The sequence below is a fragment of the Peribacillus phoenicis genome, assembly GCF_047238085.1.
GTDB lineage: Bacteria > Bacillota > Bacilli > Bacillales > DSM-1321 > Peribacillus.
The window spans coordinates 819,678-844,881 of record NZ_JBDFMF010000001.1; the positions used below are offsets into that span (position 1 = coordinate 819,678).

A 25,204-nucleotide genomic window follows, 5' to 3' on the forward strand; every position below is an offset into this window, starting at 1 on the left:
ATTGTAGAGAAAAATATACTTTCTCTACGAAATGAGGAACAAGCAAGATGCTCGTTCCTTTTTGTCGTTACTTTAAATCCATCAACGCCCCGAAATATTGCTGGGCGGTTGTAAAACAAATGAATGCCAATAGTTCAGAAATCTCTTCATCACTGAATGCCTCCTTCAATACTTGGAAAAACATTTCCTCCGTTTTTTCACGTTGCAAGAGGAATACCTCCGCAAAGGCGATTGCATAGCTTTCTTTCATATCTTCCGGCTTTAGTGGAGTTCCTTTTGCTTGACAGTATGAGCAGCCATTACCGTAGGCCAGCACCCTTCTGACGTTTTCCTTTAACTTCTTCGAAAGTTTCCCATCTGCAGATATGCAATCTGAAAGCTCCGACCATTTATGCGAAATCTCTTCAGAATGAAATAATCTTTGAAACGGACTGGATCCAATCGATGATTTTTTTATTCTTGTCATGAACATCTCCCCTTTGAGATAATCCTAATATAAAAACCCAGGAATTTTAATTCCGTTTGTAAAGTATTGCGGTTGAATAATGAATGAATGTAAAGAGAAGAAGGGAAATAATTTTAAAATGAAAATAGATGAAAAAGACCAGAGTATCCTTGCCGAATTAGCGTTGAATAGCCGAATTTCCATGAGGGAATTGGCAAAGAAAGTAAACCTCTCCGCCCCCACCGTTGCCGAACGGGTACGGCAAATGGAGTCGTTCGGGATCATTAAAGGGTATGTTGCCGAGATAGATCATAAAAAGATCGGCTTTCCGATTGAGTGTATCGTGGAAGCAACGATAAAAAATGGCGAATATGAGAAATTCAAAAAGTATATTTCCAAGGAGCCGAATGTTGACTTTTGTTATCGAATTGCCGGGCAGGCTTGCTTTATGCTTAAAATACACAGTGAGAGCCTTGAAGCAGTGGAGGAATTCATCAATCGGACCATTCCTTTTGCGGCAACCGTTACCCATGTTATTCTTTCTGAGGTAAGGCTAAGTCATGAATAAGAAATTTTTTATTTCCCGTGAACGATTTCATCATCTGAAACGTCAAATAAGTATAAAGGTTACGGATGTGAGAGTGGTGACGATAAATGGACGAAAAAGATCTGGTTAAAGCAGCAAAAAAGGGAGATGATCAAGCGTTAGCTGAATTGTTTCAAGGTTCCTATCCTTTTCTGCTTAAATATTTACTGAAGTTGACCTTTGATCTCGAAAATGCTGAAGATTTAGCTCAGGAGACTTATTCGAAAGCAATTGAGAATCTCTCGAGGTTCAAGGGTGCTTCGAAGTTTTCCACATGGCTGATTTCCATTGCAACCCGTTTATTTTTGGATCAGAAACGGAAACAGAAGCGAGAATTCACCTGGTTAAAACAAGAGAAGACAGTACGAAAACTGAAATGGGAAACACAAAACAATAACCAAGCTTGGGATGATGTCATGGAAGCGTTGGGTCACCTACCGGATGAGTTACGTGTGCCAATCATTTTGAAGCATTACTATGGTTTTTCTTACGAAGAAATAGCAAAAATAGTCAAAGTTCCAGAAGGTACCGTGAAATCACGTGTCCATAAAGGTATAAAAACAGTAAGAAAGGAGTTGAATCCGGTTGATGAAGAACCATCCCATTTATCCAAACCATTCAGGCAGTGATGATCAAGAAACAATCAGCCAAATAAATCGGAGCCTGGAAAATTTTGATGAAGCTTTTACAATTGATATCCCTCAAGCAGCTTATTTTGAACAAAAAGTTAAGATACAGCGTGAAAAACTTAAAAAAAAATGGTGGAAAGAGCTGTTTATATTTACTGTAACCGCTGCAGTCATCCTAAGTTTTCTGGTTATTGCCCTATTCCATCAACCAGAAGTGTTTCTGGCGCTCCAAATGATGACCGTGATTTTCATTGGTCTATATACGTTTTACGTGAAAAGGAAGGTGAAGGTGAGTCATGAGCAGCCTTGAAATATATGCATTAATCGTGTGCGGGTTGATTTTACTGACCCAAAGCATTTATTTATTTATCGATGCCAGGAAGAATGGCTTTAACCAATGGATGTGGGGTATTTTAGGTTTGATTCAAGCACCTGTTCCATTAATTTTTTATTTGATAATAAAAAGAATAAGAAAAAAGGAAGAGGATGAGCTATATGATTATCGTGACTACTAATACCGTCCCTGGTAAAGAAATTAAAGAACTGAAGGGACTTGTTAAGGGAAACTGTGTTCAATCGAAGCATATTGGGAAAGATATTCTCGCAGGATTACGGACAATAGTCGGTGGTGAAATTACTGAGTATACAGAAATGATGATGGAAGCCAGACAAAAAGCAATTGGCAGGATGGTGGATGAAGCAAAAGGAAAAGGGGCGAACGCAATTGTCGCAATGCGTCTGGAAACCTCTGCGATCATGCAAAACGCTTGTGAAATCATTGCTTACGGCACGGCAGTTCATGTTGAGTGACAAAAGGTTTGATTCATATCCTTTTGTAGTCCTTATTTTATTGAATCAATTTCACACTATTCAGTAAAGTTGTTGGAAATGGGCAGTAGCTCCCTGGAATTTTTAATAAAATGCTACAGGCAATTTGAATGGGAGCATTCGGAATTTAATAGAGATTATTATTTACCATAAGATTATCGTTCATTGAACTTTTTTAAAACCGATTCGAAGCTATCGGACTTCGGTTTAATGTAGTAATAATTGAAATGGTTAAAGCGCCGGGATTTTTCCAGGCGTTTTCTTTTTGTAAAAAGTTCAGTCATGAGAAATGTGATAGAGCATAAGGAAGTCCATTAATGGGTAGAGGTAATAACAGTGAAAAAGATTTTTTGACATTGAAAAATGGGGTGTGTGTTATGGAGGAAAATGATAATTTGAAACCTGAACTAGCCAGGGAAGCAGTTAATGTAATTGAAGATGTAGCTGGAAAACATCCTGGTTATCGGCGTGTACATGCAAGGGGATATGTTTATGAGGGGGTTTTTACCCCAAACGGAAAAGCGTCCCCATTAACGGTGGCTTCGCATCTTCAGGATGAAGCTGTGCCGGCGATCATTCGGTTTTCAAATAGCTCGCCGATTCCAAGCCATCCTGATGCCATTTCCCCTGTAAAGGGCATGGCAGTCAAGTTTCAATTGCCGGATGGAGAGGTGTCAGATCTTATTGCTGTGACCATTCCGTTATTCTTTGCGAAAACACCGGAAGCGTTTGTTGATATTGCTGGTTTTTTCAAATCTGCCAAAGAAGGTTTCCCAAATCTGAAAGAACTTGCAAAAATCCTGTGGAAGTACCCTGAAAGCAAGGCAAGCCTGCAAATGCTTAAAGAAATGCGTTCTCCAGCCAGTTTCTCAACGTGTCAATATTACTCGATTCATGCATTCTATTTCATTAACGCGGAAGGAAGGCGGCAGGCCATCAAGTACGAGTGGGTACCTGATGCCGGCCTTAGTATGCTAGAAAAAAAGGATTTGGCCATGCATTCGCCAGAGTATCTGAATGAAGAAATGGAAGAGAGGCTTAAAGAAGGTCCGGTGGGCTTTAAATTGAACATACAAATAGGAGGGGAAAATGACCCGACTGACGATCCAACCACAGCTTGGCCGGAAGATAAACAGGTAATCACGATTGGGCATTTAATGATCTCCAAAAAATCGGAAGTGTGTAAAGATACTTTATTGTTTGATCCAACCAATATTCCTGAAGGAATCGAGTGCTCGGAAGACCGGATCTTGCATTTCCGCCATAGTGCGTATGCCGTTTCATATGAACGACGGATAAATAACCAATGAATGAAATCACGAAAAGGGAACCCTGCATTAAAGGGGTTCCCTTCAGACTGCTGGAAAACCTGCTTTCAGAAATCCACTCCCTTTCCCACTGTCAGACAAGCCTCATCAAAGCAAGCGTCTGTGGGGTTTCGGTTAGCCAGTTATTCGGCAGGAGTGTTGCAAATTTCCTCAATCCAGTGAGAATTGCAGTAAAAAACTTAAAGGATAAGGACTTGTTTTAAATTCATGGTTCGGGATGAGACCAATCTGAACCCCTTTTATAGTAGGTTACATTTTTCCGGATCTGAAAATGGTGTAGAGCATAAGTAGGAACATCAGGGTTGCAACGACAAATCCAATCTCGATAACCGGTATTTTCCATAGGGTCAAGGTTTCCCCGCCTATTGCAGAGCCGATAATGAGACCGACCATGATTATGCTGAATGCAAGCAGGATAATACTGAACGACAACCGGTTCGAGATTTGATCAAGCTTATGTAAAAATACTTGAAGTTCGGGAATGTTGATATCGAGCCGCAATTTCCCTTTTTTAATGATACCTGTCACTTCCTTGATATCCTTGGGCAGTTCGGCAATGGCTTCAGCAGACTCGATGAATTGATTCCAAGCGTTTTTCGCAATGTTTTTTGGATTGTAGCGTTCTTTAAAAAGCCTCTCCCCAAAAGGTTCAGCTGCCTTCATGATGCTGAAATTCGGATCTAACCCTTCGACAATGGCCTCCATGGTAAGCAGAGCCTTGCCGAGCATCGTGAATTCGGGTGGGATTTGGACTTGGTGCCGATTGGCAACAGTGAACAGGTCATTGACTGCTCCGCCTAAGCTGATTTGGCTCAATGGGATATCATAATATTTGTTTCGCAGTTCATCAATATCCCCCCTTAATGGGGCCATATCGATTTCGTCCGTCAGGAGGCCCATATCTGAAAGCGTCTTGATCAATCCATTGGTGCTTCCGCGTTTCAGGTTGATGACAAGCGAGGCGAACTGATATTTCGTTTCTTCCTCCAGACGTCCCACCATTCCGAAATCCATGAGTGCGACGACATTTCCCGGCAAAATGATGATATTGCCAGGATGGGGATCGCCGTGGTAAAAGCCATCGATCAATATTTGCTGAAGCATGGAGTTCGCTAATCTTTCCGCGATTTGCCGGCGATCATAACCTTCATCATCAAGCTGTTTATAATGATTGATCTTAATTCCTTGAATGAAATCCATCGTCAGGACCCTTTTTGTGGAATACTCCCAATGGATCCTTGGTACCTTAAACCCTTGATCACCGGTGAACTGCTTGGCAATTCTTTCCCCGTTTCGACCCTCGGAGTTATAATCGAGTTCTGCGCGGAGTGATTTAGCGAATTCATCAATCATTTTTCTGATTTGGTAGCGTCTTGCCCAAGATATGCGAGCTTCCATAAGTCTTGCCAAATCATCGAGAATTTCCAAATCCGTTTCCACTGTCGGCAGAATATCGGGCCGCTGCACTTTGATTGCTACGACTTCCTGTGAAGGAAGCCGTGCCGTATGGACCTGTCCAATTGAAGCGGTTGCCAGAGGGGTTTCATTAAATTCAAGAAAAATGTTTTCCAAAGAATCGCCCAATTCGGCTTCGACAATTTTGCGAACCTTATCAAATGGAAAGGGGGTCACTTGGTCCTGTAGCTTTTCAAGTTCGCGGACGATCTCGTCGGGAACGAAATCACGCCTCGTGCTTGCAATCTGACCAAGTTTAATGAATGTTGGTCCCAAGCTTTGTAATATCTTATGCAGCCGCTCTCCGATTGAGCGGAGGTTCAGGTTTTCATCGGGTTGGAGTTTCGATACCGCTTTGTTCTCGGATAATCCCAGGCGATAGATGAAGTAACCGAAACCATTTTTCAAGAAGGCATTAATGATTTCCTGGTAACGATGTGCGTGTTTCAGTCGCTTGCGAAACATTCAAGTACCTCCTGTCACGATTGTAAGTTTTGGTTCTGCTTCTCCAAAATTACGATACGGCGCTCCAATTCCTGAACTTCTTCTTTAGTTGCCAAGTTTAGGCCATTGAGCGCTTGATTGACTTTGGCCTTGACGGAATCATCCAGCTGCTTTTGGGCTTGTTCCCCTTTTTCGATCCATTGCTTCAAAAGGACCCTGGAGTCTTCTTTGCTGATATCGCCTTTTTTGACAAGAGAGTCCACTGCTTTTTCAATTTGCTCTTTTGTAGCAGCGGCAGCACCTAATCCTAAAGAAAACACATTTTTTAATAAGTCCATTTTTACATTCCTCCAATATAAGTTTTTTACACCGTAAGAAGATAATAGCGGATGCCGTTCACTCTGGTTCATTCTTGCTGTTACCATCTATCATACATCACTTTAGGGCAGCTAGAGAAATATAAGGGTCCTGCAGGTTTTTGATGATAGGAAATTGTTTGAAGTGAAGCGAATTGGATATTATGATAGGGACAAATCTGTGAAAGTGAGGGTGGAATAATGGGTTTCAAAAATAAAACGGTGATTGTAACAGGCGCTTCGAATGGTATAGGGAGAGGTGTGGCAAAGGGATATGCAGAAAGCGGCGCTTCAGTCGTTCTCGCAGATTTGGACGAGCGGGAAGGTCTTTCGTATGTGGAAGAGCTCAAAAGTAACGGTCATGAAGCCATGTTCGTCAAAACGGATGTACGCAAGGAAGCTGACATCCGTCATTTGATGGATGTAACTCTAAAAACATATAAGACCATTGATATATTAATCAATAATGCAGGAAAGGCATTATTCAAATCGCTTTATGACCTGACGATTGAGGAATGGGACGATATGATGAATACGAATTTGCGCAGTGTTTTCCTTTGTTCCCGGGCTGCGGCAGAATCGATGCGGAAAAATGAAAAGGGAGGTGCAATCATCAATTTGGCATCAACCAGAGCGATGATGTCTGAGCCTGATTCGGAATCCTATGCAGCGACAAAAGGGGGGATCAAAGCACTGACACATGCACTTGCCGCTTCTTTAGGCAAAGAGAAAATTACGGTCAATTCGATTTCGCCGGGATGGATTGAAACGCGAGATTATGAATCGCTGAGGGATAAAGATCACCAGCAGCATTTTTCCAATCGGGTTGGCAAGCCTGAAGATATTGCAAGGGCCTGTCTTTATTTGACGGCACCGGAAAATGATTTCGTTACGGGTGCGGATCTTATCGTCGATGGAGGCATGACAAGAAAAATGATGTACGAGGAGTGATCTCATTTTTTTCGATAAAGATATTGCAGTTCAGTCCCGAGTTCACGGTTGAGCAGCTGTTCCATTTCTTCAAGCTCTTTTATGCCGATTGGGCCATCGGCAGCTGTCCAGTGAATGGTATAAACAAAATAGTAATCTCTTATTTTTCGGAAAATAACAGGCGAATTCGGGAATTGATCAAAAATTGCCTTGATATTATAGCGTCTCATGTAGGACCACTTAACAAGCTGCATGTAGCTACCCATCCTTTTCAAAAGAGATCAATGACTGCCATAGTGGCAGCCATTGGTCCGTTTCTTATTTATCGTTGAATAAATTGAATAAGCCTCTAGCTACGCTGCCTTCTTCGGAGGATCCTCCATTTTGCGGCGCTGCAGCAAAAACACGGCTTGCAAGCCGGCTGAATGGCAAAGATTGCACCCAGACGGTTCCGGGTCCTTTTAATGTTGCAAAGAACAAACCTTCGCCTCCGAATAAAGCGGTTTTCACGCCTTTTACAGTTTCAATATTATAATCTACCCCGCTAGTCATTGCTACTAAACATCCTGTATCGACGCGTAAGATCTCTCCTGCAGCCAATTCTTTTTTATGGATCGTGCCGCCGGCATGAACGAAGGTCATTCCATCTCCTTCAAGTTTTTGCATGATGAAGCCTTCACCGCCAAAGAAGCCTGCCCCTATCTTTCTTTGAAACTCAATTCCGACTGAAACGCCTTTCGCTGCCGCCAGGAATGCGTCTTTTTGACAAATGATTTTCCCGCCGAGCTCGCTTAAATCCATCGGAATGATTTTACCTGGATAAGGCGAGGCGAATGAAACGTGTTTTTTATCTCGTCCTTCATTCGTAAAAGCCGTCATGAAAAGACTCTCACCAGTAAGGAGCCGTTTCCCGGCACCGAATAGCTTACCCATCATTCCGCTGTCACCATTCGAAGACCCATCGCCAAAGATGGTTTCCATCTTGATTTGATCTTCCATCATCATCAAACTTCCGGCTTCGGCAATCACCGTTTCCTGAGGATCCAATTCCACTTCAACAAACTGCATGTCATCTCCATATAATTTAAAATCTATTTCATGGTTATTCATTTTCCATTCCTCCTATCAATCTTATTTTCATTGTAAAAGATAAACTCTTAACCTGCCAATATTTTTCAGTTTACTGCTGTAATTTATATATTTTTGTTTTCACGGGTAAATCTAGTAAAATGAAGAAAGAAAAAACAGCATGACACTTAAGCTGAAATGAACCTTTTCTTAAGTGCAGGAGGAGACAGCCGTGGAGACTTACATACTATCATTGGACCAGGGAACGACAAGTTCCCGGGCCATTTTATTTAATAAAAGCGGGGAAGTTTTGCATATTGCCCAAAAGGAATTCACCCAATATTTCAGAAATCCAGGATGGGTGGAGCATAACGCCAATGAAATTTGGGGTTCCATCCTATCGGTAATCGCTTCCTGTCTATCGGAAATGAATGTAAAGCCTGAACAGATCGCTGGAATTGGCATAACGAATCAACGGGAAACGACCGTGGTATGGGATAAGGAAACAGGTCAGCCGATTCATCATGCCATCGTCTGGCAATCCCGGCAGACAAGCGAAATTTGTACGCAATTGAAGGATGAGGGCCTCGATGACTTATTTTTGCAGAAAACCGGATTGTTGATTGATGCATATTTTTCCGGAACAAAGGTGAAATGGATTCTCGACCATGTAGATGGGGCACGTGAAAAGGCTGAAAACGGAGACTTATTGTTTGGTACGATCGATACGTGGCTGATATGGAAACTTTCGGGTGGTAAATCACATGTAACCGATTATTCGAATGCTTCAAGGACGCTGATGTATAACATTCATGACCTGAAGTGGGACGAAGAGCTGCTGGAAATCCTGCAAGTGCCGCGATCGATGCTTCCGGATGTTCGTTCTTCATCGGAGATATACGGGAAAACAGCGCCACACCATTTCTTTGGGCACGAAATCCCGATTGCCGGAGCAGCGGGAGATCAACAGGCTGCCTTGTTCGGACAAGAATGCTTTGAAAAAGGAATGGCTAAGAATACGTATGGCACCGGATGCTTCATGCTGATGAACACAGGAGAAAAGGCAGTGAAATCAGAGCATGGCCTGTTGACCACGATTGCATGGGGACTGAATGGAAAAGTCGAATATGCCTTGGAAGGAAGTATTTTTGTCGCAGGTTCGGCCATACAATGGTTAAGGGATGGACTGAAACTCTTGCATGATCCGAAAGACAGTGAAAAGTATGCTTTGCGGGTCACTTCAGCCGATGGTGTTTATGTAGTTCCCGCATTTGTTGGATTAGGTACCCCTTATTGGGATAGTGATGTCAGGGGAGCTGTATTCGGACTGACAAGGGGGACATCGAAGGAGCATTTCGTCCGGGCAACATTGGAAGCATTGGCCTACCAGACAAAAGATGTCCTCAGCGCCATGGAAGTCGATTCAGGGATTAACCTAAAGGCATTGAGGGTTGATGGCGGGGTTGTCAAAAACAACTTCTTGATGGAATTTCAAAGCGGCCTCCTGAATGTACCAGTCGAAAGACCCGTTATTAGTGAAACGACAGCGTTAGGAGCGGCGTATTTGGCTGGGCTCGCTGTCGGTTATTGGGAAAGTCAGGAAGAGATTTCAAAGCTATGGGCAGTCGATAAGAAATTCGAACCCGGGATGGAAGAACAGGAACGGAAGGATTTATATAATGGCTGGAAAAAGGCAGTTCAGGCGGCAAGGGTTTTTAAATAGAGTAAGTAAGGGTATTAATAGGGGAGAGATGAATACAGAACGTACAAACTTAAAAAAGGGGTGGTAATATGTTAGTTAAGGATTTCATGATAAGGGAAGTCTTTGTAGCCCGTCCTGATTTTACATTAAAGGAAATTCTGCGGATCTTAATCGAAAATAAAGTGGGCGGGGTCCCTGTTGTGGATGAACATGATAAGCTATTGGGAATGGTGACTGACGGGGATATCCTTCGTTACTTGACACCTGCAGAGGAAGCCATCATGGGGTATTTCACCTACATTACGGTTCTTCCCGGTGAAGAATTGGATGAAAAGGTTACATCCAAAATGAATGATAAAGTCTCACAAATCATTAAAAATAAAAAGATTACAAAGCTATCTCCCGAAGATCCGTTAGATGAATTGATAAAGGTCCTTTCCAAGCATCATTTCAAGAAAATCCCTGTCGTGGACAAAAATGATAAAGTCGTCGGCATCATCAGCAGGGGAGATGCACTTAGGGCCCTTTATAAGGAATTCGTCCAAAAGCTGGAATAAATGGGCATCATAAAAAAGGCCTGCTCGATTACGAGCAGGCCTTTTTTGTAATCATCATTGAGTGCTTTCTACTGCCTTATCTGCATCAGATTCACCTTTTGCTCTTTTTTCCTTCAATTTAAAGTAGGCGTCCATTACGTCCCGCCCGATCCTTTTGTTTATATCATCAGAGGGCTTGCCTTGATACACCCATGGCACGACAACAGAAAATGCCACTTCCGGATTATTGTGAGGTGCATAACCTACAAGAGTCAAATTTATGGTTTCCAAGGGTTCACTATATTGATTTCTCCGCGGTCCGTCGTAAAAGGCCTCGGCAGTACCCGTTTTTGCTGCCGCACGGTAGGACTTACCGCCGAAATATTTATATGCCGTCCCGCCTGGCTCCTGTGCGACCTGTCTGAATCCTTCCTGGACACGTTGCATCCAAACGTCTTTTCCGCCTAAGTCGTTTAATACTTTAGGACTCATTGTTTTAAAAACGCTGCCCAATTCTTGGTGTTCGTTGGAAGGATTCCTGATTTCCCTGACCATATGGGGCTCAAGCCTTTTTCCGCCATTTGCAATCGTCGATACGTACTGTGCCAATTGCATAGGAGTATATGTATCATACTGCCCAATCGATAAATCCAGCAGCAATCCGTCTGTTGACATATCGACTCCTTTAAACCCTACGGATTCATTTGGAAGGTCGATGCCTGTGCGGACACCCAATCCAAATTGGGCATAATGATTTCGCATGATTGAATAAGCTTCCCGGTTGATTCCTAACGGCCGGTTAGGGATATAATGACCGCCGGCAATTTTGATTGCCGTCATGAACATATAGACATTCGACGATTTCTTTAACGCAGAGACATCGGTTACATAACCCAATTCACTATAAGATCCTTTGGGCTTAGCCCTTGCTAATTGGAGTTTTCTGTCAAAAAAAGCTGACCCTGGTGCGATGGCTCCTGTCTGAAAGCCTGTGTAGACAGTGGCTCCTTTAACAGATGACCCCATCGTATAGGATGTCGTAATGTTTCCAAGGGCGAAATCGTTCATTTCGGTCAAGCCGGTTTTACTGTTGCGGCCGTATTGCCTGCCGGCCATCGTGAGCACCTCGCCTGTATTCGGGTCCATTAAAACGACAAAGGCACGATCCAATAAGTAGGTATTTCCTTTGGCTTTCGTTTTCCGCAATTCTCTCTCGATGATTTTTTCAACCTGCTGCTGCAGCTCCATATCAATTGTAAGGACCAAGTCTTTTCCGCTTTGCCCTTCAGTGAGGGTATTCGTTTTGATTACTTCCCCTTTGCTCAGCACATTTTCAATCCGTGTCTTTTGACCGCGCAGGACATCTTCATATTGCTTTTCGATATAACTTTTTCCGACCCGATCATTCCTGGTATAGTCTCGTGCCAGATAATAGTCGATATTTTCACTGGGAATGCCTTCTTCGGAAGAAGAGACCTTGCCAAGAACCGAACGAAGGGTCTTGGCATACTTATAGGTCCTTTCCCAATCCGTCGTTACATCCACGCCTGGCATTTCATCCAAATGTTCGCTGACCCTGGCGAATTCCTTAGTGGTGACATCTTTATTTTTCACGATCGAGGGTGCAAGGGCATAGCCGCTATTGAATTCCCGGAAGATGGCGATCACTTCCAATTCATCTTTGGTGAATTCGTTGATATCCTCATCGGTTACCCGTTCCATTTGAAGTTTGTATAAATTTTTTTGCTCCAGTTTCTTTTCGACTACTTTCTTCCTCTCGGCCTTGGTAATCAAGGCTTCGGCTTCTTTCGGATGCTTTAAAATCCAAAAATCCTTTTTATCCGGCAGGGTTACCTTTTTGGTATCTTTTTCTATCAAGGTGGCAAGGACCTCTGCCGTCTTCACCATATCTGCCGTTTTCGTATTCGGGTATTTCGTATAGGTGATGGCATTGCGTGGCTCATTATCAACGACCGGATTCAAGTTACGGTCATACATCTTGCCACGGGGAACGGGGGTATTGGCCACATCGTTTTCCGTTCGGTCGACTTCGCGGAGGTAATCATCCCCATATACGATTTGGACGATGCCAAGCCGGATTATTAAGCTTGAAAATAAAATGAATATTAAAAAGAACATAAAGTTCAGTCGGAAAGGAATTGGGGTTTTTTTCTTTTTTTCTTTGGCCATCATTAACATTCCTTTCTAGTAAAAGTAAAAAATAAGAAAATTCCTATCTCCAATGATATATAAAATTAACTTATTTTTCTATGGTTTATCCGTAAATTTATCTATATTTCCAAAAGATTGTTCTGAAGTTAGATAATCCCTAGTAATCTTATAATTGGGAAAATTAATACAAATATAAAGGTCAATGGGGGTTTTAATAGATAAAGAGAGAGCGAAGCGGCAAAGCGACAAAGCGACAATCATGAGGAGAGATGCAATTATGAGTCGCTCTTGTGACCAAAGCGCTTGGAAGGAAATTTTTAAATGAAAGAAAAATGTAAACCTTATAATCCATTCACAATGACTTAAGTACCATGATAAACATTAATTTGCTTCATATTTCCTAACGGGAGTTTGAGTCGTGACACTGATAACCTCTTTGAAATATCCGCATAGCTCAAGCCATTTTTCAGGGTAAATATAGTTGAAGCGTTCGATCGTTTCTAGGGAGTGAAGCACAAGGCAATCAATTTGACCCGTTTTTTTACTTTGTAAATTGAATAGAAGCTCATGCGGGATTGTGTAATAAGGGTGGATTTGATACGGATTGAGTATGACCGGGGAAATATTCTTCTCTTCCATATACTTGTCCGTCACGATCTTTTGGATTGCAAAGCTTTCATCTGTATGTAAATCCCCGATTTTGTAATTTGGGTTCAATAGTACAATGCCTCTCATTTGCTTCACCCATCCTTTTTGCTAACCATTCTTGCCAAATGGGGGAAGGGATATTCAAAGTAAGAGGCTTCATGCTAGAAAATGGCTTTCATTCCGTTAAGGGTTTTGAGATGCGTGACATTTTCGAGCACCTCGTTGGTCAGGTCCGCCCTTTTAATGATCGGTAAGCTTCGTAAATCTTCTATGAAGCTTTCATTCGTGAACCAATCAAAGGAATGGGGAGGAAAGACTAGATGGTCTTTCCATGCATCATGAAGAGTGGGGCTGTAAACTTTATCATCTTTTGACGTGGAACCATCAGAGGTATATATGCTTGCCCAGTAATCCTCTCTTGAACCCGTGTGAGGAATCTCTTTTGTAAATTGGCCAACACCGCGAAAAACCACCGGATGCTGAAAAAGAAGCTCATATAATGATTTGCCCGTTTCAATACGCTGTTTCGGGTCGGCAAAGCGTTCAACGGTAAGGCCTGTCAAGGAATGAAATCCTTTTTGCTTGTTTGCATAAGGAAAAATCACTTTCATGAAGCCTAAGTATTCCTGCAGTTGAAAATCAAGCCTGCGGAGGATTTCGCCATGACGGGTGCGTTTTAATATCCTTTCCTGAAGCATTCTTTGTTCATTGATGATAAGGGCCGTTGTCAAAAGGGGGGAATGGGGCTCTTCAATGAAAGATTCCCAAATCGGGGCCATGAATCTTGAAATGCGGAATACCGGTAAATACCTTCTTAGCGGAAGTTCTTTTTGTTTGGAATGTTCATATAAAAGAAGCTGGGGGAAAGCATCAGCAAATATGGCTGAATTGGCGCGCTCAAGGAAAAGGAAGAATTTCTGCCGTTCCGCTCGGTCAAGGAGGTGGGTCATGATTGAACTTTTCAAGTCAGACATATGGTATCCTCCATTCCTCGAAACCATATGTGCTAAAAAGGCCCAATGGACCTCTGGATTACGATTGTAAAAGGCAAGATATGCTTGTGTTCTTGTGATATTGTTCCGGTTCAAGGCAGCCGTCACGGTTCGAATCCTTTTTATAAGAGCGGTTTCCTCAGGGAAAAAAGCTTTTGACTCATCAAAAGGCTGAAAGAGCTCTTTTTGTAAAAGGGATTTTAGCGTGACATATCTTTCAGCATCGATGATGGGTTTTGTTTTGGCAGGGTGTTTACCCAACAGCTTTTTCAAATATTGGGAGAGCATACAATCACCACGAATGTTTTTCGATCATTATATGCAGAGCCGTCAAGAAAGGGGCGTTGCATTTGCAACGCCCCCAGGTGATGTCATTTTTTCCTTTCCCGGTACAATAAAATATAATAGACTATCCAGAAAAGAAACACAGGAATGAAGGATAAAAATCTATATTGGACCGGTACGGCAAATAAGATGAAAATGGATGATAATAAAAAGGGAACCGCCAGGAGTATATATTTTCTCCATTGCATATGCTGAACCTCCTTAGGTTACGTCATCCTATAAGAATAAAGGAATATCCATCAATAATCTAGAATAGTCGCAATTGACAAAAATAAGCAAACGTAGTAATCTTTAAATATAAGTTAAAAATTACCATTAATTTTAAAAAAGGAGGCGAACGTCATGACTAAATCAGTTAAGCACAGTGATGTCATAATCGAATATCATACGTCCGCCTGCCCAGAGATCTTGTCTTTCTAGATAAGGGATCCGACGTGTTCATTGATCATTTTAAAGCGCAGGTTGTGGAATTTTCGCGGCCTGCGCTTTTATATGTGTTATTACGCATCTAAAAAAGCTTCCGCTAATTGGCGGGGGCTTTTTGGCATTTGGGATCTAGGTGCATTAGCATCCTTTCCATATAAAAGATAGGAGGAACTTAAAATGAGACAAAAGACATTGGAAATTTTATTGAAGCCGGGAGATCCAGAAAGCGGTTAGCGAGTGAAAGATTTGACCAAAAGGGAGGGGAATTCATGTTTGCGATTTTTAAAAAGCTGTCCTGGTTCTTTAAAGAACAGTGGCAGCGTTACACCTTGGCGATTTTATTTCTATGTCTAGTGAATATCTTGGAGGTTATCCCGCCAAAACTTGTCGGGAATGCCATCGATGATATGAACAATGGCACCATGACGCAGGAAGCGGTCATGAAATACGTTATTTATTTGCTCATGGTACTGATCGGCAGTTACATATTTGGTTACTTATGGAGTTATCTGTTATTCGGCGGAGGTAACCTGGTCGAACGAAAACTAAGGTCCGGATTTATGGGCCATTTGCTGAAAATGACGCCGAGCTTTTATGAAAAAAACCGTACAGGGGATTTAATGGCAAGGGCAACCAATGATTTAAAGGCAATATCCCTCACGGCTGGTTTCGGGATATTGACCCTCGTTGACGCAGTGCTGTTCACCATTACGGTAGTGGTCATGATGGGGGCCACGATCAGCTGGCAGTTGACGATTGCGGCGGTGCTGCCGCTTCCGATCATGGCAGTGATGATGCAAATTTACGTGAAGAAAATTTACAAACGTTTTACGGATGCACAAGCAGCCTTTGGTACTTTAAATGACAAGGTCCTGGAATCCATTTCAGGTGTCCGTGTTATCCGGGCCTATGTCCAGGAACGGGAAGATGAAAAGCGGTTTGATGAAATGACCGAGAATGTATATCGCAAAAATCTAGCCGTGGCAAGAATCGATGCCCTCTTTGATCCGACGATTAGCATTATCATCGGCATCAGTTATTTAATCGGGTTGGGCTATGGCGCTTATCTTGTGTTTCAACAGGCCATAACGCTTGGCGGACTTGTTTCGTTCAATGTGTATCTAGGCATGTTAATCTGGCCGATGATCGCGGTGGGTGAACTGATCAATGTCATGCAAAGGGGAAATGCTTCACTAGATCGTGTTCAGGATACCCTTTCACATGAAGCGGATGTGAAGAATTCAGTTGGGCTGGGGAGTATTGCGAATCCGGGAAATATCCAATTCGATTCAGTGTATTTTACATACCCTTCCTCAACGGTTGTGAATCTATCCAATATTTCCGTTCAGCTTGAGCGCGGTCAAACATTGGGGATAGTGGGGAAAACAGGTAGTGGAAAAACGACATTCGTGAAGCAATTGCTGCGGGAATACCCTTTAGGAAAAGGTGAAATCGCTTTTGCAGGCATGCCGCTGGAGCAACTGACCCTTGAAGATATTCGTAAATGGATCGGCTACGTTCCACAGGACCATTTTTTATTCTCGAAGTCTGTTAGGGATAACATCTTATTCGGTAAAATGGATGCAACGGAAGATGAACTGGCTAAAGCTATCCGGCTTGCGGATTTTGAGAAGGACTTAATGATGCTGCCAAACCGTCTTGAGACACTAGTGGGTGAGAAGGGTGTCGCACTATCCGGAGGGCAAAAGCAGAGGATTTCGATTGCCAGGGCACTGATCAAAAATCCAGAAATCCTTATATTGGATGATTCCTTATCTGCTGTAGATGCAAAAACGGAAACGACGATCATCGAAAATATCCAAAATGAACGAGCAGGGAAAACGACCATCATCACAACCCATCGCTTATCAGCCGTTCAGCACGCGGACAGGATTATTGTGTTGGACAGTGGAGAGATCATCGAAGAGGGGACTCATGAGGATTTGCTGCTTAAAGATGGCTGGTATAAGGAGCAATATGAGCGACAGCAGGTTGACGAAGGGAAGGAGGTGAAGGCATGAAGGTCGTAAAGAAACTTTTTAATTATGCTGCCCTTTATAAAAAATTGATCATTGGCGCCCTGATCATGCTGGCACTTTCGGTAGCGGCCGATTTAACGGGTCCTTTCGTTGCCAAGAAAATCATCGATTCACATATACTTGGCATTGAATCTTCCTGGTATGAGACGGATAAAGGAAAGGATGCTGTCAAGTACGATGGAAATTGGTATAAACGGACTGATTACTTTGCAAAAGGTGAGAAGAAAGGCAGGGAAGTCCATGTTCTGCAGGTTGGCAATCAATTTGTCTTCGTAAATGAAGCTGTCCCTATTGATGGGCGCAGAACCTTGGAGGACCAATCATTGATCATCAGGAAAGACGGGAAAGAGCAACGTTCACAAGCAGTGAAATTGACAAGTCAGGAAGTGATGGGATTTTACCAACCGGAAATCCCTCGGATCATTAAGCTTGTGGCTTTTTATTTTAGCCTTGTCATCCTTTCCTCCATTTTTCAATATGGACAGAGCTTTTATTTACAGAAAGCGGCGAACCGAATCATACAGAAGATGCGAAATGATATTTTTAAGCACATTTCCCGTCTGCCGATACGTTATTTCGATAATATGCCGGCGGGTAAAGTTGTGGCAAGGGTCACTAATGATACGGAAGCGATCCGGGAATTATATGTAACCGTGCTCGCCAACTTTTTCTCGAGTACAATTAATATCTTCGGCGTTCTAATTGCTTTGTATATTCTGGATCCACGAGTCGGTACCATTGGCACTTTACTTATTCCGATCATCGTCATCTGGACGATGGTATACCGTAAATTCGCCTCGAAATATAATCACATCATTCGGGAACGGGTCAGCGATATTAATGGGATGATCAATGAATCCATTTCTGGAATGAGCATCATCCAGGCATTTGGACGTGAAAAGGAGACGAAGCAATCTTTTGAAAACCTGAACCGGGAGCATTATTCCTATCAAAATAAAATGCTCCATTTAAATTCGTTGACGGGTGGAAACTTGATTGGCGTCATTAAGGTTTTGGCGCTAATGGCATTCGTCTGGTATTTCGGCGGGATTTCCCTTACAGCGAGTTCGGCCATTTCCTTAGGGATGATGTATGCAATTGTTGATTTGATCAGCCGCCTGCTTCATCCGCTTCATGGAATCGTCAATCAGTTCGCTAACCTTGAACAGGCGCTTGTTGCAGGGGAGCGGGCATTCAGTTTATTGGATGAGCAGGGATTGGCAGTCAGTGATGAAAACATATCCAGATACAAAGGAAACGTTCAATTCGAAAATGTTTCTTTTGGTTATAAGGATAATGAATATGTGCTAAGGGACATTTCCTTTTCCGCTAAACAAGGCGAAACGGTCGCTTTAGTTGGCCACACCGGGTCAGGAAAAAGTTCCATAATGAATTTATTGTTCCGCTTTTATGACAGCAGTGAAGGCCAAATTAAAATCGATGGCAGAAATATATTGGATATCCCCCATCAAACGCTTAGGGAGCATATGGGAATCGTCCTTCAGGATCCCTATTTATTCACTGGCACCATCGCCTCCAATATCAGTCTGAATCATAAAGGCATCACAAGGGAAATGGTTGAAAAAGCATTAAGAGATGTCGGGGGGGACAAAGTGCTGAAGCATCTTCCTTTAGGGCTTGACGAACCCGTAATCGAAAAAGGCGGAACGCTGTCTTCCGGACAGCGGCAGCTAATCTCTTTTGCACGTGCTCTTGCATTCAATCCGGCCATATTGATTTTGGATGAAGCGACAGCAAGCATCGACACCGAAACCGAGGCAATTATCCAGGAGGGAATGGAAGTGCTGAAAAAAGGGAGAACGACCTTCATCATTGCACATAGACTTTCCACGATAAAAAATGCCGACCAAATTCTTGTACTGGATAAAGGGCGGATTGCAGAACTTGGTACACATGAGGAATTAATGGAACTAAAAGGGAAGTACTATCAAATGTATGAACTGCAGGCTGGTCCGCATAAAGGCATGGCTGGCTGACACAATTGAATAAGGGTGGTTCATCAAGATTAAACTATAAAGAGGGTGCCGACTATTGGTACCCCCAAGCATAATGGTTGATAATAGTAATCATTACGTTTAAGATATACTTATACTGACGATGAGGTGATAATAGTGAAACAAGAAATTCATCCCGATTATCAACAAGTGGTATTCATGGATACCAACAGTGGGTATAAATTTTTGACAGGTTCCACGAAGACGTCCAATGAAACGATCGTTTGGGAAGACGGCCAAACATATCCATTATTAAAAGTGGAAATCAGCTCGGATACGCACCCTTATTATACAGGAAAGCAGAAGTTTGCTGAAAAAGGCGGACGGGTGGATCGCTTCCTGGATAAATATAATATGAAGAAATGAAAGTCAGGCCATCGGGAAATCGATGGCCTTTTTTTATGACTGGGTAGAAATAGAGTTAATAATGATGCAAGGAAAAAGGGTGCCCATAATATATGAGGCACCCATCCTTTATTCATTTTGCAGCAATTGCTTCCCCTTTGGCAATATTGACTAGGGCCGCATCAAAGTCCTTGATTATATCGTCCGGGTTTTCAAGTCCGACAGAGAGGCGGAGCAAGCTGTTCGTGATGCCTCGCTTTTCCCTTTCATCAGCAGGCATGGCAGCATGGGACATTTTGGCAGGGTAGGATAATATGGATTCGACCGCCCCTAGGCTTACGGCAAAAACAGGGAGCTCGACAGTGTTTACGAAGGAACGGAAGATTTCCTCACTTTCCAATTCAAAAGATAGGACCGCCCCTGCTCCAAGTGACTGGCCTTTCTGGATGGCGTGCTGTGGATGATCGGCTAGGCCGGGATAATACACTTTTTTCACCAAGGGCTGCTCCTTTAAATAGGCTGCAATCTTTTCTGCCCCTTTTTGTGAATGTTCCATTCTAACTGACAAGGTTTTCAAACCTCTCATTACAAGCCAGGCATCCTGTACACCAAGGACCGCTCCAAAGGAGTTTTGGAGCGAACCGAGTCTTGCCGCCAATTCCGGATCTTTCACGACCGCAAGCCCAGCTACCACATCACTATGTCCGGATAAAAACTTCGTCGCGCTATGAAGGACAACATCAGCGCCCAGATTCAGCGGTTTTTGCAATGCGGGTGTCAAGAATGTGTTATCAACAAAACTTAAGGCACCGGCTTTTTTTGCGATATCACATACAGCTTGAATATCGGTCACTTTAAGTAACGGATTTGAAGGCGTTTCGATGTATATGGCCTTGGTATTTGGCTGAACGGCCGCTTTGACGCTTTCAAGGTCCGTCATGTCAACGAAGGTATGCTCAATATTGAAACGGGTCAATACGCTAGTGACCATCCTGAAAGTTCCGCCATACACATCTTCGGAAATGACGATATGGTCTCCGGCAGACAATAGCAGGAAGGCTGTTGAAATGGCAGCCATACCTGATGAAAAGGCAAAGCCGTGAGTGCCTTCCTCAAGATCGGCAATGATATCTTCAAGTGCTTCGCGAGTTGGGTTCCCGCTTCTGCTGTAATCATATTTGCCGAATTGATCGATATCGGATTGATGGAAAGTCGATGCATGCTGAATGGGGACGCTCACACCGCCCGTTGCCGGATCGAATTTATGTTGATTATGAAGTAATTTCGTTTCAAAGCTAAAATCATGACCTGTCATCGTAGTGCCTCCCTTTTTACATGTGTGAATGCTTGCTGCAGGTCACCAATCAAATCATCGCTATCCTCGATGCCAACGGAGAAGCGGAGCAGGCGATTACAAACCCCATTTGCCGTTCTGACCTCAAGCGGTATATCGGCATGTGTTTGTGTGGCAGGATAGGTGATGAAGCTTTCAACCCCTCCAAGGCTTTCTGCAAAGGAAATTAATGAGAGCGATTGTAAAAATGGGTTAACAGCCGCTTCATCAATGATGCGGAAAGAAATCATGCCGCCTCTGCCGGGATACAATACATCCGTGACACAATCATGCTCCGATAAGTAATCTACAAGTATTTTGGCATTCTTTTCATGACGCTCCATCCGCAATGCCAGGGTTTTCATTCCGCGCATCAACAGCCAAGAATCAAATGGGCTCAAGACAGCTCCAGTACCATTATGATGGAAGGCAAGTGCATCACATAATTCAGCGCCGCTAGCAACGATCAGTCCGGCGAGCACATCATTATGACCACCGAGATACTTGGTTGCACTGTGAATCACAATATCCGCTCCAAGCAGGATGGGTTGTTGAATAAGAGGCGTGTAAAAAGTGTTATCAACGATTAACAATAAATTATATCGTTTGGCCAATGCGGCAACAGCGCTAATGTCCGTTTGCTGCATAAGGGGGTTAGTGGGAGTTTCGATGAAGATGGCTTTCGTGTGAGGAGTGATGGCTTTTTCGATATCCTCCAAACAACAAGTGTTTACATAGTCACACTGCAATCCCCATTTTTTAAAACCTTGTTCTAACAGACGATATGTACCGCCATAAAGATCTTCGCTGACAATCCATGCATCCCCGGATTTAAAAAGGGCGAGAATGGTTGAGATGGCGGCCATTCCTGAACTGCAGGCATAACCTTGGTCTCCTTTTTCCAGATCGGCGATGGATCGCTCCAATAGCTGGCGTGTAGGGTTACCTGTCCTTGTGTAGTCGAATCCCGTCGATTGGCCAATTCCTTCGTGACGAAAGGCTGTTGAAAAGTATACCGGCGGATTGACTGTTCCTGTCGCCGTTTCGCTGCGATTTCCTAATTGAGCAAGATATGTTTCAGTTTTATACATGGTTTTCACTGCTCCTTTGAGTTATATAAAATAAAAAAAAGTCTTCTTTAAGAAGAAGACTTTGATTAAGTAAGGATGAGTCATTCTTCTTATCTTCCAAGTTCACAAACTTGTGGAATTAGCACCTTTTCATTGGTTTGAAACAAATGAAGGTTGCTGAGGTGTCATCGGGCCATTCCCTCTACCTCTCTCGATAAGAGTTTAGATTATTCAATTTCTTTTGAATTTACTATATATACAAAATACTGTCAAGGACATTTTGGGAGTGATGATGCTTTGATGTTCATGGCCAGGTCAATCGAAGCCTAGCGGTGCCTACACTTTATGTATCAAAAAAGAATATCCGAATTTTCATATAAACATGAAGGGAACATGGATTTTCCAGAAAAAATGGAAAGGGTCAGCGGGATATTTTTGCTTTAAAATAATAAAGTTTGTACAATGTATGGAGAGAAAGAATAATCCGACATTATTCATTTCATATGCAAAAGGTCTTCAATGAATAGTGCAAACATAGGAGGAGAACACATGGAATACAGAATCGAACGAGATACGATGGGTGAAGTGAAAGTTCCTGCTGATAAATATTGGGGAGCACAAACTGAGAGAAGCCGTAACAATTTCAAAATCGGTAACGAAAAAATGCCGATTGAATTAGTTCGTGCATTTGCATACGTTAAACAAGCTGCGGCAAAGGTGAACCATGATCTTGGTGATCTTTCCGAAGTTAAAAAGAATGCCATCGTCAAGATTTGCGGCGAAATCCTTGAAGGTACACTTGATGAACATTTCCCGCTTGTAGTTTGGCAAACTGGAAGCGGCACGCAAAGTAATATGAACGTGAATGAAGTGGTCGCTAACAAAGGGAATGAATGGTTAAAAGAAAATGGTGAATCGGAAACCCTTCACCCGAATGATGATGTAAACAAGGCTCAAAGCTCAAATGATACGTTCCCGACCGCCATGCATATTGCAGCCTTTATGGAAGTCGCTGAAAAATTGGTTCCTGCCATCAAAGCCCTTCGTGATACATTCGATACAAAAGAAAAAGAATTTTGGGATGTCGTGAAAATCGGCCGGACACATCTTCAAGATGCTACACCATTAACATTAGGACAAGAAATTTCCGGTTGGAAAGCGATGCTCGATAAAGATTTGGCAATGATTGAGGAAAGCAGCCAAAAATTATTGAACCTTGCTCTAGGCGGAACGGCTGTAGGAACCGGAATCAATACAAAGAAAGAATTCCCGGGACTTTCTGCCAAACAAATTGCCGCGGATACAGGATATCCTTTTGTCACATCTGATAATAAGTTCCATGCATTGACTAGCCATAACGAAATCGTCTACGCACACGGTGCTTTGAAAGCATTGGCGGCGGATTTAATGAAAATTGCGAACGATGTCAGATGGCTGGCAAGTGGTCCAAGAAGCGGAATCGGCGAAATAGCCATTCCGGAAAACGAGCCGGGCAGCTCCATCATGCCTGGTAAAGTCAATCCAACACAAAGTGAAGCGCTTACCATGATTGCAACACAAATCGTGGGTAACGATGCTACAATTGGCTTTGCAGCAAGCCAAGGTAACTTTGAATTGAATGTATTCAAACCAGTCATCATCTATAACTTCCTGCAAACGGTCAAGTTATTGACGGAAGGCATTCATTCATTCAACGACAATTGTGCGGTGGGCATCACTGCAAATGGAGATAAAATCAAAGAAAATGTAGAACGTTCCCTTATGTTGGTAACAGCATTGAACCCGCATATCGGTTATGAAAAAGCAGCCAAGATCGCCAAAACGGCATTCAAGGACAACTCTACTTTAAAAGAAGCGGCGTTGAAATTGGAGTTCCTGACGGAAGATGAATTCAAAGCATGGGTCGATCCTGCTAACATGGTTAATAAATAATTGCATAGAAGTGCCCTCCCACTGGTATTAGGGAGGGTGTTTCCATGTGTTAAAATAATGGAATCGACAAATACTGAAATCATAAGTATTGGGAACAGGAGGAAAAACAATGTCTATATGCCCGCTTTGCAACGGTTTGAGAAAAATTCATGTGAAATGCCCGGAATGCGGCAGTGATCTTGAGGATAAAGGGAAATTCATGGACTACGCTGATGATTATAGTGCTTATATGGATATCGACATACTTAAAGAAAACGACGGATACCCTCAATCCCTTCAAAAAGGCCAATGCCCGCATCTCATGAAATGCCCTGAATGCGGACATGATGAAGTGGTATTGGTTCAGGAATGATTCTATCGTTTTATTTGAATAAACGTAAAAAGACCCAATATGAATGGGTCTTTTTATGTTTAATTGGCAGATAACTTCATGCTTTCCTGCATCTGTTCATCTTCTTCAACTAAAATGCGATGTTCAGTTCCTTTATCAAAAAAGTGTGCTTTATTCATGTCGAGGGCAAGTTCGATCTTTTCCCCTGCCTGAATAATATTCTTGGCATCGACCCGTGCTACGAAGTCCTGCCCCTCTAATGAGGAGTAGAGCATGATCTCCGCGCCCATGAGTTCGGCTACATCAATTTGGGTCGTGAATGTTGTGTTAGGGGACTTCGTGAAGTAAGCTCCTTCATTATGGAAATCCTCAGGACGGATGCCAAGGATTACATCTTTTCCGACATATCCTTGATCACGCAGCATTTTCATTTTAAATTCAGGTATTTCAAGCGTTTGTTCGCCTATTTTAATTGTGCCTTCTTTTAATGTTCCGGTAAAGAAGTTCATGGCAGGCGATCCGATAAAGCCGCCGACGAAAACATTTATAGGTTTCTCATAAACGTCCTTTGGGGCACCGACCTGTTGGATGATACCATCTTTCATTACAACAAGACGTGTCGCCATGGTCATTGCCTCTGTTTGGTCATGCGTGACATATATCGTTGTGGTGTCGAGCCGTTTATGCAGTTTAGCGATTTCCGCACGCATTTGAACCCGCAGCTTTGCGTCGAGATTGGATAATGGCTCATCCATCAAGAAAACTTTTGCGTCCCTTACAATTGCGCGACCGAGAGCCACACGCTGGCGCTGACCACCTGAAAGCGCTTTAGGTTTCCTGTTAAGCAGCTCTTCAAGTCCGAGAATCCTTGCCGCTTCATTGACCCTTTGCTTGATTTCCGCTTTTGGCGTTTTCCTCAGCTTTAATCCGAATGCCATATTGTCAAAGACGGTCATATGAGGATATAAGGCATAGTTCTGGAAAACCATCGCAATATCACGATCTTTAGGAGGGACATCATTGACTCGCTTGCCGTCTATGTATAAATCCCCTTGGGAAATGTCCTCCAGTCCGGCAATCATCCTTAATGTCGTTGATTTGCCGCAACCGGAAGGTCCCACAAAAACGATGAATTCCTTATCGGCAACACGAAGGTTGAAGTCTTTAACAGCCGTCACCTTTTTATCATAAATCTTGAATATATGATCTAACACTAACTCTGCCATAAAAAATCCCCCTTTTAATCTCC

At 42.9% G+C, this 25,204-nt stretch carries 27 protein-coding genes and 1 riboswitch; of the genes, 15 read left to right on the forward strand and 12 right to left on the reverse strand.

Features of this window, described 5'->3' with window-relative positions; genetic code table 11:
• Positions 1 to 67: 67 nt before the first annotated feature.
• A complete protein-coding gene (locus tag ABC374_RS04090) occupies positions 68 to 466 on the reverse strand; it encodes a carboxymuconolactone decarboxylase family protein (RefSeq protein ID WP_350301640.1) in 399 nt (132 codons plus the stop codon).
• Positions 467 to 584: 118 nt separating this feature from the next.
• On the opposite strand from ABC374_RS04090, the gene ABC374_RS04095 reads away from it, so the two are divergent.
• From ABC374_RS04095 to ABC374_RS04125, 7 genes are all read left to right on the forward strand, one after another.
• Positions 585 to 1,013: an Lrp/AsnC family transcriptional regulator gene (locus ABC374_RS04095; RefSeq protein WP_413016108.1), complete on the forward strand. Its 429-nt coding sequence runs from the start codon at positions 585 to 587 to the stop codon at positions 1,011 to 1,013.
• Between the two features lie 86 nt (positions 1,014 to 1,099).
• A complete protein-coding gene (gene sigY, locus ABC374_RS04100) occupies positions 1,100 to 1,660 on the forward strand; it encodes an RNA polymerase sigma factor SigY (protein ID WP_350301642.1) in 561 nt (186 codons plus the stop codon).
• The gene (locus tag ABC374_RS04105) at positions 1,620 to 1,970 is read left to right on the forward strand and encodes a DUF5345 family protein (RefSeq protein WP_413020267.1); all 351 of its coding nucleotides are present in this window, start codon (positions 1,620 to 1,622) and stop codon (positions 1,968 to 1,970) included. The genes sigY and ABC374_RS04105 overlap by 41 nt, the downstream gene beginning before the upstream one ends.
• Complete coding sequence (locus ABC374_RS04110) at positions 1,957 to 2,175, forward strand: sigma-Y antisigma factor component (protein WP_137017007.1); 219 nt, start codon at positions 1,957 to 1,959, stop codon at positions 2,173 to 2,175. The genes ABC374_RS04105 and ABC374_RS04110 overlap by 14 nt, the downstream gene beginning before the upstream one ends.
• Positions 2,156 to 2,470 carry a YbjQ family protein gene (locus ABC374_RS04115; protein ID WP_350301643.1) on the forward strand — a complete coding sequence of 105 codons (315 nt, stop codon included), beginning with the start codon at positions 2,156 to 2,158 and terminating at the stop codon, positions 2,468 to 2,470. Before ABC374_RS04110 ends, ABC374_RS04115 begins: the two co-directional genes overlap by 20 nt.
• Before the next feature lie 335 nt (positions 2,471 to 2,805).
• Positions 2,806 to 3,798 (forward strand): catalase family peroxidase, encoded by a 993-nt coding sequence (locus ABC374_RS04120; protein ID WP_413016111.1) that lies wholly within the window; start codon positions 2,806 to 2,808, stop codon positions 3,796 to 3,798.
• A complete protein-coding gene (locus ABC374_RS04125) occupies positions 3,795 to 4,019 on the forward strand; it encodes a hypothetical protein (RefSeq protein WP_350301645.1) in 225 nt (74 codons plus the stop codon). Before ABC374_RS04120 ends, ABC374_RS04125 begins: the two co-directional genes overlap by 4 nt.
• A gap of 46 nt (positions 4,020 to 4,065) precedes the next feature.
• On the opposite strand, the gene ABC374_RS04130 is transcribed toward ABC374_RS04125, so the two are convergent.
• Both ABC374_RS04130 and ABC374_RS04135 read right to left on the reverse strand, forming a co-directional pair.
• Entirely contained in the window at positions 4,066 to 5,736 is a 1,671-nt protein-coding gene (locus ABC374_RS04130; RefSeq protein WP_413016113.1) for an ABC1 kinase family protein, read from the reverse strand.
• Between the two features lie 14 nt (positions 5,737 to 5,750).
• The gene (locus tag ABC374_RS04135; protein WP_413016115.1) at positions 5,751 to 6,053 is read right to left on the reverse strand and encodes a phasin family protein; all 303 of its coding nucleotides are present in this window, start codon (positions 6,051 to 6,053) and stop codon (positions 5,751 to 5,753) included.
• 219 nt (positions 6,054 to 6,272) lie between these two features.
• Between ABC374_RS04135 and ABC374_RS04140 the strand changes: the two genes are divergently transcribed.
• Complete coding sequence (locus tag ABC374_RS04140; protein WP_350301647.1) at positions 6,273 to 7,022, forward strand: SDR family NAD(P)-dependent oxidoreductase; 750 nt, start codon at positions 6,273 to 6,275, stop codon at positions 7,020 to 7,022.
• A gap of 2 nt (positions 7,023 to 7,024) precedes the next feature.
• On the opposite strand, the gene ABC374_RS04145 is transcribed toward ABC374_RS04140, so the two are convergent.
• The gene (locus ABC374_RS04145; RefSeq protein WP_488199292.1) at positions 7,025 to 7,267 is read right to left on the reverse strand and encodes a hypothetical protein; all 243 of its coding nucleotides are present in this window, start codon (positions 7,265 to 7,267) and stop codon (positions 7,025 to 7,027) included.
• 52 nt (positions 7,268 to 7,319) lie between these two features.
• Positions 7,320 to 8,111 (reverse strand): TIGR00266 family protein, encoded by a 792-nt coding sequence (locus tag ABC374_RS04150; RefSeq protein WP_048687434.1) that lies wholly within the window; start codon positions 8,109 to 8,111, stop codon positions 7,320 to 7,322.
• Positions 8,112 to 8,301: 190 nt separating this feature from the next.
• Between ABC374_RS04150 and glpK the strand changes: the two genes are divergently transcribed.
• Positions 8,302 to 9,792 carry a glycerol kinase GlpK gene (glpK, locus tag ABC374_RS04155; RefSeq protein WP_413016118.1) on the forward strand — a complete coding sequence of 497 codons (1,491 nt, stop codon included), beginning with the start codon at positions 8,302 to 8,304 and terminating at the stop codon, positions 9,790 to 9,792.
• Positions 9,793 to 9,860: 68 nt separating this feature from the next.
• Positions 9,861 to 10,328 (forward strand): CBS domain-containing protein, encoded by a 468-nt coding sequence (locus ABC374_RS04160; RefSeq protein ID WP_275730962.1) that lies wholly within the window; start codon positions 9,861 to 9,863, stop codon positions 10,326 to 10,328.
• 54 nt (positions 10,329 to 10,382) lie between these two features.
• Here the strand turns inward: ABC374_RS04160 and ABC374_RS04165 are convergent, their stop codons facing one another.
• From ABC374_RS04165 to ABC374_RS04180, 4 genes are all read right to left on the reverse strand, one after another.
• A complete protein-coding gene (locus tag ABC374_RS04165) occupies positions 10,383 to 12,497 on the reverse strand; it encodes a peptidoglycan D,D-transpeptidase FtsI family protein (RefSeq protein ID WP_459564382.1) in 2,115 nt (704 codons plus the stop codon).
• Between the two features lie 363 nt (positions 12,498 to 12,860).
• On the reverse strand, positions 12,861 to 13,214 hold the full coding sequence (locus ABC374_RS04170; RefSeq protein WP_413016123.1) for a hypothetical protein: 354 nt from the start codon (positions 13,212 to 13,214) through the stop codon (positions 12,861 to 12,863).
• Between the two features lie 74 nt (positions 13,215 to 13,288).
• The gene (locus ABC374_RS04175) at positions 13,289 to 14,407 is read right to left on the reverse strand and encodes a DUF2515 family protein (protein ID WP_413016125.1); all 1,119 of its coding nucleotides are present in this window, start codon (positions 14,405 to 14,407) and stop codon (positions 13,289 to 13,291) included.
• Between the two features lie 83 nt (positions 14,408 to 14,490).
• Positions 14,491 to 14,652: a hypothetical protein gene (locus ABC374_RS04180; protein WP_413016127.1), complete on the reverse strand. Its 162-nt coding sequence runs from the start codon at positions 14,650 to 14,652 to the stop codon at positions 14,491 to 14,493.
• A gap of 507 nt (positions 14,653 to 15,159) precedes the next feature.
• On the opposite strand from ABC374_RS04180, the gene ABC374_RS04185 reads away from it, so the two are divergent.
• From ABC374_RS04185 to ABC374_RS04195, 3 genes are all read left to right on the forward strand, one after another.
• Positions 15,160 to 16,911 (forward strand): ABC transporter ATP-binding protein, encoded by a 1,752-nt coding sequence (locus ABC374_RS04185; RefSeq protein ID WP_413016129.1) that lies wholly within the window; start codon positions 15,160 to 15,162, stop codon positions 16,909 to 16,911.
• Positions 16,908 to 18,926: an ABC transporter ATP-binding protein gene (locus ABC374_RS04190; RefSeq protein WP_413016131.1), complete on the forward strand. Its 2,019-nt coding sequence runs from the start codon at positions 16,908 to 16,910 to the stop codon at positions 18,924 to 18,926. Before ABC374_RS04185 ends, ABC374_RS04190 begins: the two co-directional genes overlap by 4 nt.
• A 135-nt stretch (positions 18,927 to 19,061) precedes the next feature.
• Positions 19,062 to 19,310, forward strand: a complete 249-nt coding sequence (locus ABC374_RS04195) for a type B 50S ribosomal protein L31 (RefSeq protein ID WP_034314776.1) — start codon at positions 19,062 to 19,064, stop codon at positions 19,308 to 19,310.
• 112 nt (positions 19,311 to 19,422) lie between these two features.
• On the opposite strand, the gene metC is transcribed toward ABC374_RS04195, so the two are convergent.
• Both metC and ABC374_RS04205 read right to left on the reverse strand, forming a co-directional pair.
• A complete protein-coding gene (metC, locus tag ABC374_RS04200; protein WP_350301656.1) occupies positions 19,423 to 20,604 on the reverse strand; it encodes a cystathionine beta-lyase in 1,182 nt (393 codons plus the stop codon).
• A complete protein-coding gene (locus tag ABC374_RS04205) occupies positions 20,601 to 21,713 on the reverse strand; it encodes a methionine biosynthesis PLP-dependent protein (protein ID WP_413016133.1) in 1,113 nt (370 codons plus the stop codon). Before ABC374_RS04205 ends, metC begins: the two co-directional genes overlap by 4 nt.
• A gap of 86 nt (positions 21,714 to 21,799) precedes the next feature.
• Positions 21,800 to 21,913, reverse strand: a riboswitch (SAM riboswitch).
• 328 nt (positions 21,914 to 22,241) lie between these two features.
• Here ABC374_RS04205 and fumC point away from each other — a divergent pair.
• Both fumC and ABC374_RS04215 read left to right on the forward strand, forming a co-directional pair.
• The gene (gene fumC, locus ABC374_RS04210) at positions 22,242 to 23,624 is read left to right on the forward strand and encodes a class II fumarate hydratase (protein WP_413016135.1); all 1,383 of its coding nucleotides are present in this window, start codon (positions 22,242 to 22,244) and stop codon (positions 23,622 to 23,624) included.
• Positions 23,625 to 23,733: 109 nt separating this feature from the next.
• Complete coding sequence (locus ABC374_RS04215; RefSeq protein WP_076367341.1) at positions 23,734 to 23,976, forward strand: hypothetical protein; 243 nt, start codon at positions 23,734 to 23,736, stop codon at positions 23,974 to 23,976.
• Positions 23,977 to 24,035: 59 nt separating this feature from the next.
• Here ABC374_RS04215 and ABC374_RS04220 read toward each other — a convergent pair whose 3' ends face one another.
• Complete coding sequence (locus ABC374_RS04220; RefSeq protein WP_413016137.1) at positions 24,036 to 25,181, reverse strand: ABC transporter ATP-binding protein; 1,146 nt, start codon at positions 25,179 to 25,181, stop codon at positions 24,036 to 24,038.
• Positions 25,182 to 25,204 lie beyond the last annotated feature (23 nt).